Here is a 15,849-nt window from a genome sequence, read left to right on the forward strand (position 1 = left end):
ACAAAATTTCTGACACCCCCCTTTTCCAAAAGTGACCCGCTGTAAGAGCGGAACCCTAAGTGGCCGTTACCTAAATAACGGATATGCCCAACTGCTGCGCAGTGCAACGGGAGCAAGCTCCCTCCCCACAGGTGACTCGCCGTGGCTAAAGCATCACGCTGAAACCGACCACGCCAGCCAACCCGCAAAGACAAGCCACTCCCGCACCATAAGCCACCGTACGCCACGGCTGGCGCCCGCTCAGGTACATCAGCGTATGCATCACCCGGGCCACGGTGAACGTGCAAAACAGCCATGTCGTGGCAGCGCCGGTAACCCCCAATGCCACGCACAACCCACCCAGAACGAAGAACAACGGAATGTTCTCCAGGTCATTGGCCCAGGCCCTCGCACCTCGGCTGACTTGCGGCAGCTCCTGCACGCTGGCCGCCCGCTTGAAGAAGCCGGCATCCTCGCTGTTCGTAAACGCCAAATGCCTTAGGCGGAAGTAGCCTTGATAGCAGGAGATCGCCAACATCTTGATGAACAGCACCAGCACACACAGGGCATAGACCTTCATCAACGACTCCCTGACGGTTCGCGGAACCCGTTGACCACGAGATACAACAGCGGCCCCACGGACACAAAAACCGCCGTTATCAACCAATACGGCAGCACCGATGCCAGTGACTTTCCTCTGGCCCGCGCATCCCGGTACATCCACACGCACGCCATCACTGCCATCAGGTACAGGTCAATCACCACCTGGGCAGTGTCCGGCCTCGCCATCAATTCACGCCCGAACGCCATGAGCGATTGCTCGGCCATGAGCATCGTGATCACGGTGTACAGGGCAAACGCCAACAACCCGACAAGGGCAACCCAGGGCCTGTGCATGTTCTCCTCCTTGGAGACGACGGTTCGGAAAGCCACACATTAGTGATAACGTCCTTCCCCTCTCAATGACCTCACAGGTCATCGACACTCCCTCCCCGCACGGCCAGAGTCAGCCCATGAGCAGCCCACCTTTCCCCCGCGCCCACCCCGACACCACCGCTGGCGCGCAACTGCGCGTGCTGCGTCGGCAAGCCCGATTGAGCCAGTTGGAACTGGCGCTGATCACGGGGGTTTCCCAGCGCCACTTGAGCTGTATCGAAACCGGCCGCGCCAAGCCCGGCCCGGGCACCTTGCATAATCTGTTGATGGCCCTGGAGGCCCCGCTGGAGCAGTGCAACAACGTATTCCTGGCCGCCGGCTTCGCGCCGCGTTATGAGGCCACCCCGCTCGCTTCGCCGTCGATGGAGGCCATTCGTGAGGCGATCAGCCATGTGCTGCACGCGAATAATCCTGCGCCGGCAATCGTGCTGGGCAGCCACTGGGAAGTGCTTGGCGCCAATGCCAGCACCCAGGTGTTGTTCGATCTGGTGGGGATCCAGCCGGAGGCGGCTGAAGGGCTGAATCTGTTGGTCACCCTGCTGCAGCCAGGTGGCCTGGGTGATCGCTTGATCAACGCTGAAGAGATCAGAACCGTCGCCTGGCAGCGGGCAACCCGCGAGGCGTTGGGCAATCCGGAACTCGCCAGGATTCTAGAAAGACTGCCGGCGCCGCAAAGCCCCGACGCATTGGCCAATGAACTGCCGCCACTGATGCTGACCCGGGTCAATTCACGGGAAGGCGAGCTGAACTTCATGTCGACCTTCACCACCTTCGGCATGCCGCAGGACATCACCGTGACGTCGTTGCGCATCGAGCATTTGATTCCAGCCGATGCGCACACGTGGCGGGTGATGACTGCCGCCTACGAGCAGTCATCGGTAAGGTAGCCCCCCGTGGCGGGTCCGTCAGTTATGGGTCGTATTTTGCCCGCCATAGCTATTGGCGCGGCTCTTGGAGGAGGAGCCGTTGCTGTATTGGGTGTCTTGCCCGCCATAGCTATTGGAGCGGCTCTTGGCTGAAGTGCCATCGCTGTATTGAGTGTCTTGCCCACCATAGCTGTTGGATCGGGTCTTGGCTGAGGTGCCGTCGCTGTATTGGATGTCCTGCCCGCCATAACTATTGGAACGGCTCTTGGAGGAAGTGCCATCGCTGTATTGGGTGTCCAGCCCGCCGTAGCTATTGGCGCGACTCTTGGAAGAGGTGCCATTGTCGTATTGGCAATCGGCCCCACCGTAACTGTTCGCCCTGCACGTGTCGGCAACCGCCTGATACAGCGGCGCAGCCAACAAAACCGTGCCCAGCAAAACGACCTTAAGCTTCATGTTAACTCCCTGTGAGATGGCGATGCGCTACTACAGACTGGAGATTCTGGACTTAGTTTCCAGCGCGCTGAAAAATGACCCTCACACAGGCCCAAGTGGCAACGCCTTGCCCATCCCGGCAACCCCTGACCACACCGCTGCCCCGACAACACGACCAGTGCCCCGCCCCACAAGGCCCGGAGCCAATGGCCCGGGTTTTGCTACGTTTCTGCTACCAACAAGGGAGCCGCACCATGATAGGAAGCACGACAAGTCTGTTTGCGCTGGGACAGAAGGCACTTACCCAGTCCATGGAAAACGGCACGCTGCGGGCCGGGCGGATTGAGGTCATCAACGCCACGCCAGAGATCAAGGCCAAGCTGGAAGCCAGCTATCAGGAGCAAGTGCGCTCGACCGCACAGACCGTTGCCACCGCCAGGGCCAACCCCTCCTGGGCAACCTTCGACGACAACAGCAACGCTGTCCAACTCCCCGATGTGCAGTCCCTCAGCAAAAGCGACGCCACCCATGTGGCCAACGGTGTTCAGTACCTGCTGGACATCGGGCGCCTGGACGGCAAGACCATCACCGCGAAAAACGGTGAGCAGTCGACCGATAACATCGGGGTCTACAAGGACTGGCTCCAGGCGCAGATCGGCGTTGATGTGCAGGCCTGAGACGGCTCACAGCATCGGCACGGCAATCAGCAAAATCGCCGTGCCATGGGTGGCCGTCGCGGCCACCACGCCATAGCGCATCCGCACCCCGCCGCAGGCCAGGCCTTCAATCAGGGTAAACGCCAGCACCGGCCAGCCCAGCTGGGTCACGCTCAACGCCAGGAACGAATGGCACGCGGCGAACGCCAGCGCGCTGATCAATGCGGCGCGCAGTGGCGTGACGTGTTGTTCGAGGTAGCCCTGCAAGAAGCCGCGAAACAGCACCTCTTCCAGCGCGTTGGCACAGTAGGCAAGCACCAGCATGCCCATCAGCCAGGTCCAGTAGCCCGGGATGGCCGCCGCTTCAATGCCCTGATACAGCCGCAATGGCAGGCCGATCAGACACCCGGCCACGAGCCCCACCGCCAGGCCCGCCGCACGGTTGCCCTTGAACAGCACCGTCAGTTGCCACAACTCCGGCGCCAGGCGCGCAAGCAGCGCAATCAACCCAAGGGATAAACCGCCCAGCGTGGCCAGCACGAAGGGGTTGGCGGTGAACCCAATCTGCACCTCGCGGCTCAACGACCACATGCCCAGCGGCGTCATCGCATCACGCATCAACACGAATGCCAACAGCAGGATAACGATGCGCACGCCCGGCAATGTTTTCGGCGTGAGGCCAAACCACAGGCCAAACAGAATCAGCCCTGGCAGCAGATACAGCCCATAGTGGATCAGTACCGCAAAAGCCTCGGCGATCACCCGGCGTCAGCCCTGTGCCACAGCGACCATGTCGATTTCCACCGCCGCGCCCTTGGGCAGTTGCAACACACCCACCGAGGTGCGGGTGTGGGCGCCGGCGGCGCCCAGGATCTCGTTCAACAGGTCAGACGCACCGTTGGCCACTTCGCTTTGCTGGTCAAAGTCATCCGCGCTGCGCACGTACACGTTGATCTTGAGGATCGCCTTGACCTGGTCCAGGGAACCCAGCGCCTGCTTGAGCAACCCCAGGCACCGCAACGCGCTGACGCCCGCGGCAATTTGTGCGTCGGCCAGGCTGAGGCTGTCGCCGACCTTGCCGGGCAGCACGATGGCGTCACCCACCCGAGGGATCTGGCCACTGATGTAAACGTGGTTGCCGTCCCTCAGCAGCGGCGTGTAGTTACCGCCGATCTTGAACTCAGTGAGTTGATAACCCAGGCGCGCCATGGCCGCCGCGTACTTTTGATCCGGTGTCATGTTTTATTGTCCTTACTGGCTGTTACGGCGCTGCCATTCATCCACCACATCGCCCATGGTCTTGGGGATGTCGTTGCGAATCCACGCCATGAAATCGCGGTTGAACCTGAACCCGGCACCGCAGTGCTCAAGCATGAAGCGGCGCACATTCTGGGTGTTTTTGTACTGTTGGGTCACACGGGTGCCGCGCTGGATTGAGTCACTGTGCCAATCAAAAGGCATTGCATTCCCTCGCCGGTTTTCGTGTTCCGGCCACAGCATAGCCATGTGCCATTTCTACGGGAAGTCCCGGGAATTTTATTGAATGTGATACGACGTCCCATCACACAACATTCACCTATATGCAGGACTCATAGAAATTTCACTTTCCTTGATCGCCCAAAATACGGCATGGTTGTACGACGACTACAAGCACTCGCCCGTGTCGTACCAGTACCCACAACAACAAGGAAACACCCCATGCAAAACGTCAAGGTTCTGATTGGTTTTCTGTGCCTGTTCAGCGGCTACGCGGCCGCCGCCCCTGCCGCGACTGACAAGGATGTAGCGGCTGCGGTCGATCGCATGACCCAGGCCATGCTGCACAAAGACATCCCGCAACTGCAGGCCCTCACCGCCAACAACCTCACCTACGGCCACTCCAGCGGCAAGATCCAGAACAAGCAGGAATTTATCGCCGACATTGAAACCGGCAGAAGCGGCTTCAAGACCCTGGAAATGCAAAAACAGACCATCACCCTCAATGGCGACACCGCCCTGGTGCGCAACCACTTTTCCGCACAGGCGGTGAACAGTGGCGTTGAAGTGCCCACCGAAATTGAAAACTTCCAGGTCTGGCAGAAGCAGAAAGGCAAGTGGCTGCTGATTGGGCGTCAGGCGTACAAGTTCTGATAACAGCCGGATGCTTTCCTGTGAACAGGCAGCTTGCTGTGGTGAGGGGGCTTGCTGTGGCGAGGGAGCTTGCTCCCGCTGGGCTGCGTAGCGGCCCCAAAAAAGCGGGAGCGCTGCGCAAGCTCCCTCGCCACAGGGGCTCCCGGGCCACACTCAAAAAGGGGTAGGATCGCGCTTTAACCAAACGCCGAGCCTGAACATGGACTTTCACTCCCTACTCGCCTACACCCTCGTCGCGGCCCTTGCCATCGCCAGCCCGGGCCCGGCGATCCTGATGGCGCTGAACAACAGCCTGGCCTATGGCGCACGCTCCACGCTGTGGTCTTCACTGGGAAATGTCAGCGGCGTGTTCTGCGTATCCGCCGCCGCGATGCTGGGGCTGGGTGCGTTGATCCTCAGTTCCGAATGGGTATTCAACGGGGTGAAACTCCTCGGCGCCGGCTACCTGTTTTATCTGGGTGCCAAGAGCCTGCTCAAGAAAAACCCACTGCTGGCTGCCAACTCCCAGGCACCGACGCGAGTCAACGCCCCGTCTCCCTGGAAGCTCTACAAACTGGCGTTCCTGACGGCCGTCACCAACCCCAAGGCCGTGCTGTTTTTTACCGCGCTGTTCCCGCAGTTCATTAACCAGCACGGCGCATTGCTCCCGCAGTTTATGGTGCTGACCCTGATTTTCATGGCGCTGTCGGCGTTGTCGCTGACCCTGTACGCCCTGCTCGCCGCACAGGCCAAGGGCTTGCTCGCGCGCCCCACATTTTCCAAATGGGTGGACCGGGTGGTGGGCTCAACCTTTATCGCGTTCGGCACGCTGCTGCTGACAATGCGTCGGCAGACGGCCTAGTACGCCTGCACCGCCCAACGTACCTTCACCAGCGCTTCACGCAATACCTCCCGCTCCACCGACCCCAGCGCCACCCGTATGGCATGGGGCACGTGGGCCGACACGGCGAACGGCTCGGCGGTGGACACCGAGATATTATCCCGCGCCAGCGCCATGGTGATCTGGTCGGCGCGGGCGTCTTCCGGCAAGGGCAGCCACAAGAAATACGAAGACGGATGGCGGATCACGTTGAGCCCCGCCAACACCTCATTGGCTACCGCCTGACGCGCCTGGGCATCCTCGCGCTTTTGCGCTTCCAGTTGCTGCACCGTACCGTCGTCGATCCACGCAGCCGCGACGGCAGTCATCACCCCCGGCGTGTTCCAGGTGGTGGCCATGACCGTACGTTCCAGCGCCGCCATCCACTGCCGGGGCGCGGCGACGAAACCGACCCGCAGCCCGGTGGCGACGCTCTTGGACAGGCCCGACACGTACACCGTGCGCTCCGGCGCCAGCTCGGCCAACGGTGGCGGCGGGTCTTCGGCCAAAAACGCGTAGGCGGCGTCCTCGATCAGGATCAGGTCATGCCGACGGGCAATCGCCACCAAGTGCTCCCGTTGCTCCAGGCTGATCACCCAGCCCAACGGGTTATGCAGGGTAGGCATGCTGTACACCGCTCGAACCGGGCGCCGGGCACAGAGCTTTTCGACAAAGGTCAGGTCCGGCCCCGTCGGGGTTACCGGAATCGCGACAATTTCAAGGTGCAGCGTCTCGGCCAGCACCTTGAACCCGGAATAGGTCAACGCATCCACCGCCACCACGTCGCCGGGCTTGAGCAGGGACATCATGGTCACCGCCAGCCCGTGCTGGGCCCCGCTGACGATCAGCACCTGCTCGGCGTGCACCGTCAGGCCACGACTCGCCAGATGCCGCGCCACCGCCGCCCGTTCATGCAAGCGGCCCGCGTGGGGTTGATAGCGCAGCAGTGCGGCCAGGTCGCCGGACAGCGCCAATTGGCGCAACGCGGTGCGCAGCAGGTCGGTCTGGCCCGGCAGCGACGGGTAGTTGAAGTTGAGGTCGATCATGCCTGCCGCCACCGCGATCTGGCCCACGCCCTGCCCCGGCGACAACGCAATTTCCCGCACAAAGGTCCCGCGCCCGGTCTCGCCGCTGACCAGGCCCATGGCCTCCAGCTCGGTGTACACCCGGCTGGCGGTGACCAGTGCCAGGCCATGGCTGGCGGCCAACTGGCGATGGGTCGGCAAACGGGTGCCTGCGGCCAGCGTGCCCGAGCGGATATCCCGGGCGAAGGTGTCCACCAAGGTCTTGTAGCGGGCGCGAGGCATAGGTGATGTATCCATGACAATTCTTTGATTGTCTCAATGGTGAATCATAGGATGCGCAGGACGCAACTTATCCTTATCGAGCCCGACGCCCATGGAACGCACCACTCACCTCAACACCCGGGAACACAACGCCGGCGGCTGGATCAATGGCTTTATCGGCGTGGTGATCTTCAGCGGTTCGCTGCCGGCCACGCGCCTGGCGGTGCTGGAATTTAATCCGGTATTCCTGACCGTTGCCCGGGCCACGCTCGCCGCCCTGCTCGGCCTGTGCCTGCTGTGGCTGTTCAAGGAAAAGCGCCCGGCCCGCAGCCAACTGTTGCCCCTGGCGATCGTGGCGCTGGGGGTGGTGATCGGCTTCCCGCTGCTCACCGCATTGGCCTTGCAGTACGTCACCAGCGCCCATTCCATCGTGTTTGTCGGCCTGCTGCCCCTGGCCACGGCGGTGTTCGGCGTGGTGCGTGGCGGCGAGCGGCCCAAGCCGGTGTTCTGGCTGTTTTCGATCCTGGGCAGCCTGCTGGTGGTGGGCTACGCGGTGTCCCAAGGCCTGAGCGCCGCGCCCCTGGGGGATTTGCTGATGCTGTTGGCTATCCTGGTGTGCGGCCTGGGTTATGCCGAGGGCGCCAGGCTCTCGCGCACCCTGGGCGGCTGGCAGGTGATCTGCTGGGCGCTGGTGGTGTCGCTGCCGATCGTCGCGCCACTGGCGGCCGTCCTCGCCCCGCCGTCGTTTACAGGCATCAGCCTGCCGGCCTGGCTGAGCCTGGCCTATGTGTCGCTGTTCAGTATGCTGATCGGGTTTGTGTTCTGGTATCGCGGGCTGGCCCAGGGTGGCATCGCCGCCGTGGGGCAGCTGCAGTTGCTGCAACCGTTCTTTGGGCTGGCGCTGGCGGCCACCCTGCTGCATGAACAGGTCAGCCTGGGCATGCTGGTGGTGACCGTCGCGGTGATTGCGTGTGTGGCCGGGGCGAAGAGGTTTGCCCGCTAGCGCTCAGGCGCAACCATCTTGAACTTGATGGTGATGGCATTGGACACCACGCTGTCCGCCCACTCGCCCGCGCCAATCTTGAAGTCGTCGCGCTTGAGCACGAACTCACCGTCGAACACACCAATGCCGCTCTCCTCCTTGAGGGCCACCTTGACCTCCACGGGTTTGGTCTGGCCCTTGAGGGTCAGGTTGCCGCTGAACAGGTAACGGTTGCCGCCCAGGTCGGTGATGTGGGTCGACGTGAACGTGCCCACCGGGTAGGTGGTCATGTCGAACCAGCCGGCCTTGGGCAGTTCGGTGTTGGCGTCGTCGCTGCCGGCGTTGATGCTCGGTAGCTGGATGGTCAGTACGGTGCTCGCGGCGGCCGGGTTTTGCGTGTCGAAATGCAGGGTCGCCGAATACGTGCCAAACGTGCCGTACACCTGCTGGCCCATCTGGTCGTAGGTGAAGCTGATGGTGCTGGCCGCCGGGTTGACGTCGGTGTACTCCACGGCATACGCGTTGGACAAGGTGCCGAGGAAGAGGAAGACAGCCAGCAATCTACGTTTCATGGGATTCTCGAGTGGGAATAAAACACGCTGTGCAGGAGTAACAGCGTAGGTGCTGGATTTATTCCCGTGCCTGAGATTAGGCTCGTGCCCCGACGGAACTCAAACAACAAGGAGCCACGATGCCCGCGCTTTCCCTGCAAGACACCACCGCCCCCGAAGGCGTGTGTTATGGCTGCGGCAGCAGCAACCCCCACGGGCTGCACATCAAGAGCCGCTGGCACGCCGACGGCATCCACGTGATCGCCGAGCACCAGCCCGACGCCCAATACTGCGGCTGGCCCGACCTGGTCTACGGCGGGTTGATCGCGATGCTGGTGGACTGCCACTCGAACTGGACAGCCATGGCCTACCACTACCGCGCCGAACACCGCGAACCCGGCAGCCTGCCGCGTATCGACTGCGTGACCGGTCACCTGGGCATCAAATTCATCAAGCCAACCCCGATGGGCGTGCCGCTGACCTTGCGCGCCAACGTCGAGGGTGACGTCGGGCGCAAAACCCGCGTGGTGTGCGAGGTGTACGCCGACGGCGTGCTGACGGCGATCGGCGATTCGGTCTTCGTGCGGGTCGACACCGGGCAATTGGCCGCCGCTGCCCATGGCCGGGAGGCCTGATACTGGTCTACATTCAGTCCCACCGCTAATCGAGGACGCCACCGATGACTCGTCTGACCGCCAAAGACTTCGCCCCTGAACTGCTGGAGCTTTACGACGGCTACGCCCACGGCAAGATCAACCGCCGGGAATTTCTCGACCGCGCGGCACTGTTCACCTTTGGCGGGCTGACCGCCTCGGCCCTGCTGGCCGCCCTGAGCCCGAACTACGCCCTGGCCGAACAGGTGAAATTCACCGACCCGGAGATCGTCGCCGACTACATCACCTACCCGTCCCCCAAGGGCAACGGCACGGTGCGCGGCTACCTGGTGCGCCCGGCCAAGGCCACCGGCAAGGTGCCGGCGGTGGTGGTGGTGCATGAGAACCGTGGGCTGAACCCGTACATCGAAGACGTGGCCCGCCGGCTGGCCAAGGCCGGGTTTATTGCCCTGGCACCGGATGGCTTGACCTCAGTGGGTGGCTATCCCGGCAACGATGAAAAAGGTGTGGAACTGCAGCAGAAAGTCGACCCTGAAAAACTGATGAACGACTTCTTTGCCGCCATCGAATGGTTGATGCACCACGATGCAAGCACCGGCAAGGTGGGGATCACCGGGTTCTGTTATGGCGGCGGCGTGACCAATGCGGCGGCGGTGGCGTACCCGGAATTGGGGGCGGCGGTGTCGTTTTATGGCCGCCAGCCGGAAGCCAAGGACGTGCCTCGGATCAAGGCGCCGATCATGTTGCATTACGGCGAACTGGATACGCGGATCAATGAGGGCTGGCCGGCGTATGAACAGGCGCTGAAGGCCGCGGGCACCACCTATGAGGCGTTTATCTACAAGGGCGCCAACCATGGGTTCCACAACGATTCGACGCCGAGGTATGACGAGGCGGCGGCGAACCTGGCGTGGGAGCGGACGCTCGGTTGGTTCAAGAAATACCTGGCCTGACGACAACCTCACTGTAGGAGCGAGCTTGCTCGCGAAGAACGTCAACGATAACGCAGCGCATCTGGTTTACCGCGGCGCTCTCAGGTTCTTCGCGAGCAAGCTCGCTCCTACAGTGGGATTTTCATCAGTGCTCCAGCGCATACCGCCGGCAATGATTCAAATACCCTTCCTCATGGCTCCCCACCAACTGCACCACGCTGGTCCACAGCCACGAAGGCGCGTCCAGCTGCTTCGAGCGGTTCTCCTGCAACATCGCCATCCAGTCCTTGCGGGTGTCCCGGTCCATCTGCCGTGCATGGGCCACGCCCACTACCCGCGCCAGGTACCCGGCCGCGTGCATCGCATCAATCTCACTCAGTTCATCCAGTTCCAGCTTCATGTCCTGGGGCAGCAACTCGCGGATAAAAAACCCGTGGTCCAGAAACCGCGTTGCCAACATCCGCTCCCCCAACGACGGCGACAGGTGCCGCGCGCCCTCCACCACCCGCCGGCCATTGTCCCGCGGCATCTTCGCCCGGGCCGCACGCGGCGCCGCAGCGCCTACCGCTTCCTTGATATCGATCAGGCAGTAGTCCTGATCATCCTTGTCGCCTACCCCCAGTAACACCGCATAACGCAACAGCCCAAGGGAGCTGCACCCCTTGACCCAGTACGCCGAGTCCAGCAACTCAACCTCGGCATCGTTGGACCGGCCTTTGAGGGAAGTGACCAGGCGGTGGATGTCATCCGAAGCGCACAGCGTTTCAAGGGCTGACTTTTCCGCCCGTGACAACGACCAGAAATGCTTGCCCAACGGAATCGTCGGCCGGGTGTTTTCAATGCGCTCACGGGCCAGGTTTTTCCAGGTGCGCTCCACCGCGCTACGCATCCCGGCCTTGACCTGGGACGGACGCGGCGGCGCCTCGTCGGGCTTGTCTTTGAACGCCTGGGCGTAGCCCACCATCATTTCTTCGAGCATGCGGGCGGTGGTCACCCCCGGCAGGTCCGAACCCCGTGCAGCGGTGGCCAGGGACAACGCCAGGCGCACCAGGTCGTGGGCCGGGTTACCGATCACCGTCTGGTCAAGGTCACGAATATGCATATCGATCCGGCCCTTGGTGTCGCCCGTGGGCCCGAGGTTGCCGGCGTGGCAGTCGCCGCAGATCCAGATCGCCGGCCCGTGGGGCAAGCGCCGGCCGCGCTGGCTGTGCAGCCACTCATAAAACTGCACCGTACTGCCCCGCACATAAGCGTGGGCGGAGCGCGCCATCTTCAAGTTGCGCAGTTGCGTGAGGTGGGGCATTCGCGAAGAGGGACGCGGGATTTTCATAGGGGCACTCGTCATGGGGATACGGTAGAGGGTAGCCCGCCGCGAATGTTTCATTTTGTTTCAGCGGATTTTATTAATAAGCCACGCCAAATAATCCCACTGCAATCGGTCTTTCTATTTCTCCCGTGCCCGGGACTAGCATCGGGTCCACTCGATGCAGCGAGTCACAACCCTAACTGCACACATCCCCCAAACACTGCCGCCCTAACAAAAGAGATAACGCAGATGAATGAAGTGATGAACACCGCACCCGTCAAGATCAACCTGGTCAAGGCCCGAGGCTCGCTGGTATGGGACGACCAGGGCAAGGAATACATCGATTGCACCGCCCAGGCCTGGTCAAACAATTTGGGGGCGAATGACCCTCGGGTGGTGGAAGCCGCCGTCGCGCAATTACGCGAAATGACCCACATCCGCCCCAACTTCGGCTCGCCCGCCCACACCCGGCTGGTGAAGAAGCTGCGGGAAGTCTCCCCGGGCGCCCTCAACCAGATGGGCTTTGCCCTGCATGGCAGCCTCGCCGGTGAGATGGCGATGAAACTAGCCTTCAAGAACCGCCCCGGCGCGCAAAACCTGCTAGTGCTGCAAGACGGCTACCACGGTCGCTCCCTCGCCACCCTCGGCGCCAGCTGGCCTCATCCGAACAACCCGTTCCTGGCGATTCAACCGCGCTTCACCCGCGTGCCCCATCCCAACCCGTACCGCACGCGCCTGGGCATGGACCCGGAAACCGAGTCGCAGTTGTGCCTTGGCCTGCTGGAAGAAACCATCCTCAAAGGCGTCGACGGTGGCGTGGCGGCGGTGATGATGGAACCGATCCAGGGCAATGGCGGGCATATCGAATTTCCCCGTTCCTACTACAAGGGCGTGCGCGAGATCTGCGACCGCCTGGGTGTGCTGCTGATTTTTGATGAAGTGCAGACCGGCTTCGGGCGCATGGGCACGATGTTTGCCGCGGACTATTACGACGTACTGCCCGACATCATCGTGTTCGGCAAAGGCGTCGGCGGTGGCTTCCCGCTGGCCGGGATCCTGGCGGATGACAAGCTCAAGTGGTTCGACGAAGGCGAAGAAGCCCTGACCTTCGGCCACTTCCCGGTCTCCCTGGCGGCCGGCTACGCCGCGGTGGACGCCATCGTCGCCGACAACCTCTGCGAAAAAGCGCGGGACTCCGGCGACTACATCACCGCCCGCCTCAAGGAGATGCAAACCCGTCATCCGTTGATCGGCGACGTACGCTGCCCCGGCCTGATGGCGTCCATCGAACTGGTCAAGGACCGCACCACCAAGGAACCGGCCTGCCGGGAATCCCAGGAGGTGTATCGCCTTGGGGTGGAGCGCGGCGTATTGTTTGGCGAAAGCCGTTACGCAGGGCTGGGCAACCTGATCAAGGTCAAGCCTCCACTGGATATCGAACGCCCGTTGCTGGCCAAGGCCCTCGACGTGCTGGACGAGGTGATGGGCATCATCGAGGAGCAACGGCCATGAGCACATTCGTCGAAAACACCGTGACCGCCCCGCCGAATGCCCAGGCGCCGTTGTCCAGCGACGACGCCGACCTCGCCAGCCTCGGCTACGAGCAAAAGATGCACCGCACCATGAGTTCATTCACCTCGTTTGCCCTGGCCTTTTCCATGGTCTCGATCAACACCGGCGTGGTCACGCTGTTCGCCGACCCGTTCAACCGGGTCGGTGGCATCGGCATCCTCCTGTGGCTGCTGGTGATCCCGCTGGTGTGCTGCATCGTCATGGTCTACTGCCACCTGGCCGGGCGCATTCCGCTCACCGGCTACGCCTACCAATGGTCCAGCCGGCTGGCGGGCAATCACTTCGGCTGGTTTACCGGCTGGGTCGCCTTCACCTCGTTTGTCGCCGGTACCGCCGCCACCTCGGCGGCCATCGGCACGGTGTTCGCACCGGAGATCTGGGCCAACCCCACACAGGGCCAGATCCAGGGCCTGAGCATCGGCGCGACGCTGGTGGTGGGCCTGCTGAATATCTGCGGGATACGCCTGGCCACGCGGATCAACGACATCGGCGCGATCATCGAAATCATCGGCACCGTGCTGCTGGCGATTGCGTTGTTCTTCGGGGTGTTTTTCTTCTTCGAACACACCCAGGGCGTGGCGATCCTGACCTCGGCGCAACCGGTTGGCGGCGCCAGCATCAGCTTCACCACCATCGCCCTCGCCACCTTGCTGCCGGTGTCGGTGCTGCTGGGCTGGGAAGGCGCGGCTGACCTGTCCGAAGAAACCAAAGACCCCCGTCGCGCCGCGCCCCGGGCGATGATCCGCGCGGTGCTGGTCTCCAGCGTATTGGGCTTCGTGGTGTTCGCGTTGCTGAGCATTGCGATCCCGGGCTCGGTCAGCGAACTGCTCAGCCACAGCGAAAACCCGGTGATCAATATCGTGCGCCTGCAACTGGGCAACGCCGCCGGCATCGGCATGATCGTGATCGCCTTTGCGTCGATCCTCGCCTGCCTGATCGCCAATATGGCGGTGGCCACGCGCATGACCTTTGCCTTGTCCCGGGACAACATGCTGCCGGGCTCCAAGGTGCTGGCGAAGATCAACCCGCACTTCGGCACGCCCGTCGGCGCCATCGTGCTGATCACCGCCATCGCCGTGCTGCTGAACCTGGCGAGCGGCGGGTTTGTCACGGCGATCTACTCGATGGTCGGCCTGACCTACTACTGCACCTACCTGCTGACGCTGATTGCGGCGTACCTGGCCTATAAAAACGGGCGGATGCCGGGGGCGCCAGACGGTGTGTTCAGCCTGGGGCGCTGGTTGTTGCCGATGATCCTCCTCGGCGGGCTGTGGGCCATCGCGGTGATCCTGACCCTGAGCGTGCCGGAAGAAAGCCACACCGGCGCCATCACCACCGGGGTGACACTCGGCGTCGGCGTGCTGTGGTGGGTGTTCTCGCTGCGCACACGCCTGAACAATGGCAGCGCCGGCTGTAGGAGCGAGCTTGCTCGCGAAGAACGCGAACGGTAACGCGTTTATGCAGGATGAGCGCGGTGCTCTCAGGTTTTTCGCGAGCAAGCTCGCTCCTACAGTGTGGCGAGCAGCCGGCGCTGACCACTGTAGGAGCGAGCTTGCTCGCGAAGAACGCGAACGGTAACGCGTTTATGCAGGATGAACGCGGTGCTCTCAGGTTTTTCGCGAGCTAGCTCGCTCCTACAATGGTCAGCGCCGGCTGCTCGCCACTTCCATCGCCAACTCGGCAAAGTTGCGTGCCGCCACACTCGGATGTGGTGGCAACGCCACCGCCACCTCACACATCGGCATATCGCTGATCACCGGAAACGCCAGGCCAGGCCGCGCATAAAAGCGTGCAGTGGACAGCGCGGTAATACTGATCCCACGCTCCGACGCCACCGCCTGCAACTCGGTCTCCACGGTGGAGGCTTCGTGGACGATGGGTGCCGGCAGGCCGTTGCGGTACGCGTCGGCGGTCCAGAAGCTGCGCCACACGCCCACGCCCGGTGCGGCAATGATCGGCTCCTCCAGCACGTCGTAGACACTCACACTGCTCTCCCCGGCCAACCGGTGGCTGGACGCCAGGCACGCCACGCAGGGTTCGGTCACCAAGGTGTGCAACTCGATATCCGGCAGGCCCAGCGGCGGGCGCAGCACTGAGACGTCCATGCCTTCGTCGATCCCGGCATGGGGCGAGCCGAAGTCATACTCGCGCACCACCAGTTCGATCTCCGGGTAGCGTTTGGCGAACACGCTGAGGATCTGCGGCATCAAGTCCACACCGGCGCCGATCAGGAAGCCGATATTCAAAGAGCCGCGCACCCCGCGTGCATGCTCGTGGGCGGTGCGCACCAGGCGGCTGACCCCGTTGACGATTTCCCGCGCCTCTACCAGCAATGCCAGGCCGGCTTCGGTCAGTGCCACGTTGCGGGTGTTGCGCTGGAACAGCTGCACCTCCAGCAGGGCTTCAAACTGGCGAATGGTCTGGGACAGCGCCGGTTGCGAAACATGCAGGCGAGTCGCCGCGCGCACAAAACTGAGCTCCTCGGCGACGACCACGAAGGCCTTGAGCTGACGGATGTCCACACCGGAAGTTTGCATCGGGGTTCCTTGTGATAAGCCTTTGGGCCGAAGGTGAGAATCGCATGAGCCATGACACCAGGGACAGCACAAATCCTTTGGTAAGGGCTTGTCTTGTGGTGAGTGGGCTTGTCCTGTAGTGAGCGGGCTTGTCCTGTGGCGAGGGGGCTTGTCCCCCGTTGGAGTGCGAAGCGCTCCCGCTTTTTTTAGGTTCATCACGGATTCCCGG

The 15,849-nt window shown here is 62.6% G+C and carries 19 protein-coding genes and 1 pseudogene; 10 read left to right on the forward strand and 10 right to left on the reverse strand.

Translation table 11 applies throughout. From position 1 onward, the window contains the following. Window positions 1–145: 145 nt before the first annotated feature. Together HX855_RS15310 and HX855_RS15315 are read right to left on the reverse strand one after the other, a co-directional pair. A complete protein-coding gene (locus HX855_RS15310; RefSeq protein ID WP_177090295.1) occupies window positions 146–559 on the reverse strand; it encodes an MAPEG family protein in 414 nt (137 codons plus the stop codon). Beyond that, entirely contained in the window at window positions 559–876 is a 318-nt protein-coding gene (locus HX855_RS15315) for a DUF2834 domain-containing protein (RefSeq protein ID WP_177090297.1), read from the reverse strand. The genes HX855_RS15310 and HX855_RS15315 overlap by 1 nt, the downstream gene beginning before the upstream one ends. 116 nt (window positions 877–992) lie before the next feature. Between HX855_RS15315 and HX855_RS15320 the strand changes: the two genes are divergently transcribed. Next, complete coding sequence (locus tag HX855_RS15320; protein WP_177090299.1) at window positions 993–1,802, forward strand: helix-turn-helix domain-containing protein; 810 nt, start codon at window positions 993–995, stop codon at window positions 1,800–1,802. 18 nt (window positions 1,803–1,820) lie between these two features. On the opposite strand, the gene HX855_RS15325 is transcribed toward HX855_RS15320, so the two are convergent. Beyond that, on the reverse strand, window positions 1,821–2,237 hold the full coding sequence (locus HX855_RS15325; RefSeq protein ID WP_177090301.1) for a hypothetical protein: 417 nt from the start codon (window positions 2,235–2,237) through the stop codon (window positions 1,821–1,823). 233 nt (window positions 2,238–2,470) lie between these two features. On the opposite strand from HX855_RS15325, the gene HX855_RS15330 reads away from it, so the two are divergent. Further along, a complete protein-coding gene (locus HX855_RS15330) occupies window positions 2,471–2,893 on the forward strand; it encodes a hypothetical protein (RefSeq protein WP_256353108.1) in 423 nt (140 codons plus the stop codon). Window positions 2,894–2,899: 6 nt separating this feature from the next. Here the strand turns inward: HX855_RS15330 and HX855_RS15335 are convergent, their stop codons facing one another. Genes HX855_RS15335 through HX855_RS15345 form a run of 3 tightly spaced genes read right to left on the reverse strand, consistent with a single transcriptional unit; the run spans window position 2,900 to window position 4,333 of the window. After that, complete coding sequence (locus tag HX855_RS15335; protein ID WP_177090303.1) at window positions 2,900–3,634, reverse strand: CPBP family intramembrane glutamic endopeptidase; 735 nt, start codon at window positions 3,632–3,634, stop codon at window positions 2,900–2,902. A 6-nt stretch (window positions 3,635–3,640) separates the two neighbouring features. Beyond that, complete coding sequence (locus HX855_RS15340; RefSeq protein WP_177090305.1) at window positions 3,641–4,111, reverse strand: RidA family protein; 471 nt, start codon at window positions 4,109–4,111, stop codon at window positions 3,641–3,643. A 12-nt stretch (window positions 4,112–4,123) separates the two neighbouring features. Then, window positions 4,124–4,333 (reverse strand): DUF6434 domain-containing protein, encoded by a 210-nt coding sequence (locus HX855_RS15345; RefSeq protein WP_177090307.1) that lies wholly within the window; start codon window positions 4,331–4,333, stop codon window positions 4,124–4,126. A 237-nt stretch (window positions 4,334–4,570) separates the two neighbouring features. Between HX855_RS15345 and HX855_RS15350 the strand changes: the two genes are divergently transcribed. Further along, window positions 4,571–5,002 (forward strand): nuclear transport factor 2 family protein, encoded by a 432-nt coding sequence (locus HX855_RS15350; protein ID WP_177090309.1) that lies wholly within the window; start codon window positions 4,571–4,573, stop codon window positions 5,000–5,002. Window positions 5,003–5,201: 199 nt separating this feature from the next. Then, window positions 5,202–5,843, forward strand: coding sequence for a LysE family translocator (locus tag HX855_RS15355; protein WP_177090311.1), 642 nt, complete (start codon window positions 5,202–5,204; stop codon window positions 5,841–5,843). On the opposite strand, the gene HX855_RS15360 is transcribed toward HX855_RS15355, so the two are convergent. Continuing rightward, window positions 5,840–7,168: a PLP-dependent aminotransferase family protein gene (locus tag HX855_RS15360; protein WP_177090331.1), complete on the reverse strand. Its 1,329-nt coding sequence runs from the start codon at window positions 7,166–7,168 to the stop codon at window positions 5,840–5,842. The two genes, HX855_RS15355 and HX855_RS15360, sit on opposite strands and share 4 nt — an antisense overlap. Before the next feature lie 91 nt (window positions 7,169–7,259). Here HX855_RS15360 and HX855_RS15365 point away from each other — a divergent pair, with 91 nt between their 5' ends. After that, window positions 7,260–8,150 (forward strand): DMT family transporter, encoded by an 891-nt coding sequence (locus tag HX855_RS15365; protein ID WP_177090313.1) that lies wholly within the window; start codon window positions 7,260–7,262, stop codon window positions 8,148–8,150. Here HX855_RS15365 and HX855_RS15370 read toward each other — a convergent pair. Then, complete coding sequence (locus tag HX855_RS15370) at window positions 8,147–8,701, reverse strand: YceI family protein (protein ID WP_177090315.1); 555 nt, start codon at window positions 8,699–8,701, stop codon at window positions 8,147–8,149. The genes HX855_RS15365 and HX855_RS15370 overlap by 4 nt on opposite strands. Window positions 8,702–8,820: 119 nt before the next feature. On the opposite strand from HX855_RS15370, the gene HX855_RS15375 reads away from it, so the two are divergent. The 3 genes and pseudogenes from HX855_RS15375 to HX855_RS33310 all read left to right on the forward strand — a co-directional run. Next, a complete protein-coding gene (locus tag HX855_RS15375; RefSeq protein ID WP_177090317.1) occupies window positions 8,821–9,315 on the forward strand; it encodes a PaaI family thioesterase in 495 nt (164 codons plus the stop codon). A 44-nt stretch (window positions 9,316–9,359) separates the two neighbouring features. After that, window positions 9,360–10,247 (forward strand): YghX family hydrolase, encoded by an 888-nt coding sequence (gene yghX, locus HX855_RS15380; protein ID WP_177090319.1) that lies wholly within the window; start codon window positions 9,360–9,362, stop codon window positions 10,245–10,247. Window positions 10,248–10,272: 25 nt separating this feature from the next. Further along, window positions 10,273–10,362, forward strand: a pseudogene (locus HX855_RS33310) (outer membrane lipoprotein carrier protein LolA); the annotation flags it as partial. A gap of 9 nt (window positions 10,363–10,371) precedes the next feature. On the opposite strand, the gene HX855_RS15385 reads toward HX855_RS33310, so the two are convergent. Then, on the reverse strand, window positions 10,372–11,556 hold the full coding sequence (locus HX855_RS15385; protein WP_177090321.1) for a DUF2252 domain-containing protein: 1,185 nt from the start codon (window positions 11,554–11,556) through the stop codon (window positions 10,372–10,374). Between the two features lie 225 nt (window positions 11,557–11,781). Here HX855_RS15385 and HX855_RS15390 point away from each other — a divergent pair, with 225 nt between their 5' ends. Continuing rightward, window positions 11,782–13,044, forward strand: a complete 1,263-nt coding sequence (locus HX855_RS15390) for an aspartate aminotransferase family protein (RefSeq protein WP_177090323.1) — start codon at window positions 11,782–11,784, stop codon at window positions 13,042–13,044. Continuing rightward, on the forward strand, window positions 13,041–14,555 hold the full coding sequence (locus HX855_RS15395) for an APC family permease (protein WP_177090325.1): 1,515 nt from the start codon (window positions 13,041–13,043) through the stop codon (window positions 14,553–14,555). Before HX855_RS15390 ends, HX855_RS15395 begins: the two co-directional genes overlap by 4 nt. A 192-nt stretch (window positions 14,556–14,747) precedes the next feature. Here the strand turns inward: HX855_RS15395 and HX855_RS15400 are convergent, their stop codons facing one another. Next, window positions 14,748–15,641, reverse strand: coding sequence for a LysR family transcriptional regulator (locus tag HX855_RS15400; RefSeq protein ID WP_177090327.1), 894 nt, complete (start codon window positions 15,639–15,641; stop codon window positions 14,748–14,750). Window positions 15,642–15,849: the final 208 nt, after the last annotated feature.

It is taken from the genome of Pseudomonas sp. IPO3778 (genome assembly GCF_013386825.1).
Classification (GTDB): Bacteria; Pseudomonadota; Gammaproteobacteria; order Pseudomonadales; family Pseudomonadaceae; genus Aquipseudomonas.

Bases quoted from the DNA above. Each gene is read 5' to 3' on its own strand.
- HX855_RS15325 (WP_177090301.1), bottom strand. From the start codon at position 2,237: ATGAAGCTTAAGGTCGTTTTGCTGGGCACGGTTTTGTTGGCTGCGCCG.
- HX855_RS15355 (WP_177090311.1), top strand. From the start codon at position 5,202: ATGGACTTTCACTCCCTACTCGCCTACACCCTCGTCGCGGCCCTTGCC.
- yghX (WP_177090319.1), top strand. From the start codon at position 9,360: ATGACTCGTCTGACCGCCAAAGACTTCGCCCCTGAACTGCTGGAGCTT.
- HX855_RS15360 (WP_177090331.1), bottom strand. From the start codon at position 7,168: ATGCCTCGCGCCCGCTACAAGACCTTGGTGGACACCTTCGCCCGGGAT.
- HX855_RS15385 (WP_177090321.1), bottom strand. From the start codon at position 11,556: ATGAAAATCCCGCGTCCCTCTTCGCGAATGCCCCACCTCACGCAACTG.
- HX855_RS15310 (WP_177090295.1), bottom strand. From the start codon at position 559: ATGAAGGTCTATGCCCTGTGTGTGCTGGTGCTGTTCATCAAGATGTTG.
- HX855_RS15375 (WP_177090317.1), top strand. From the start codon at position 8,821: ATGCCCGCGCTTTCCCTGCAAGACACCACCGCCCCCGAAGGCGTGTGT.
- HX855_RS15345 (WP_177090307.1), bottom strand. From the start codon at position 4,333: ATGCCTTTTGATTGGCACAGTGACTCAATCCAGCGCGGCACCCGTGTG.
- HX855_RS15395 (WP_177090325.1), top strand. From the start codon at position 13,041: ATGAGCACATTCGTCGAAAACACCGTGACCGCCCCGCCGAATGCCCAG.
- HX855_RS15365 (WP_177090313.1), top strand. From the start codon at position 7,260: ATGGAACGCACCACTCACCTCAACACCCGGGAACACAACGCCGGCGGC.
- HX855_RS15400 (WP_177090327.1), bottom strand. From the start codon at position 15,641: ATGCAAACTTCCGGTGTGGACATCCGTCAGCTCAAGGCCTTCGTGGTC.
- HX855_RS15350 (WP_177090309.1), top strand. From the start codon at position 4,571: ATGCAAAACGTCAAGGTTCTGATTGGTTTTCTGTGCCTGTTCAGCGGC.
- HX855_RS15390 (WP_177090323.1), top strand. From the start codon at position 11,782: ATGAATGAAGTGATGAACACCGCACCCGTCAAGATCAACCTGGTCAAG.
- HX855_RS15320 (WP_177090299.1), top strand. From the start codon at position 993: ATGAGCAGCCCACCTTTCCCCCGCGCCCACCCCGACACCACCGCTGGC.
- HX855_RS15315 (WP_177090297.1), bottom strand. From the start codon at position 876: ATGCACAGGCCCTGGGTTGCCCTTGTCGGGTTGTTGGCGTTTGCCCTG.
- HX855_RS15330 (WP_256353108.1), top strand. From the start codon at position 2,471: ATGATAGGAAGCACGACAAGTCTGTTTGCGCTGGGACAGAAGGCACTT.
- HX855_RS15370 (WP_177090315.1), bottom strand. From the start codon at position 8,701: ATGAAACGTAGATTGCTGGCTGTCTTCCTCTTCCTCGGCACCTTGTCC.
- HX855_RS15340 (WP_177090305.1), bottom strand. From the start codon at position 4,111: ATGACACCGGATCAAAAGTACGCGGCGGCCATGGCGCGCCTGGGTTAT.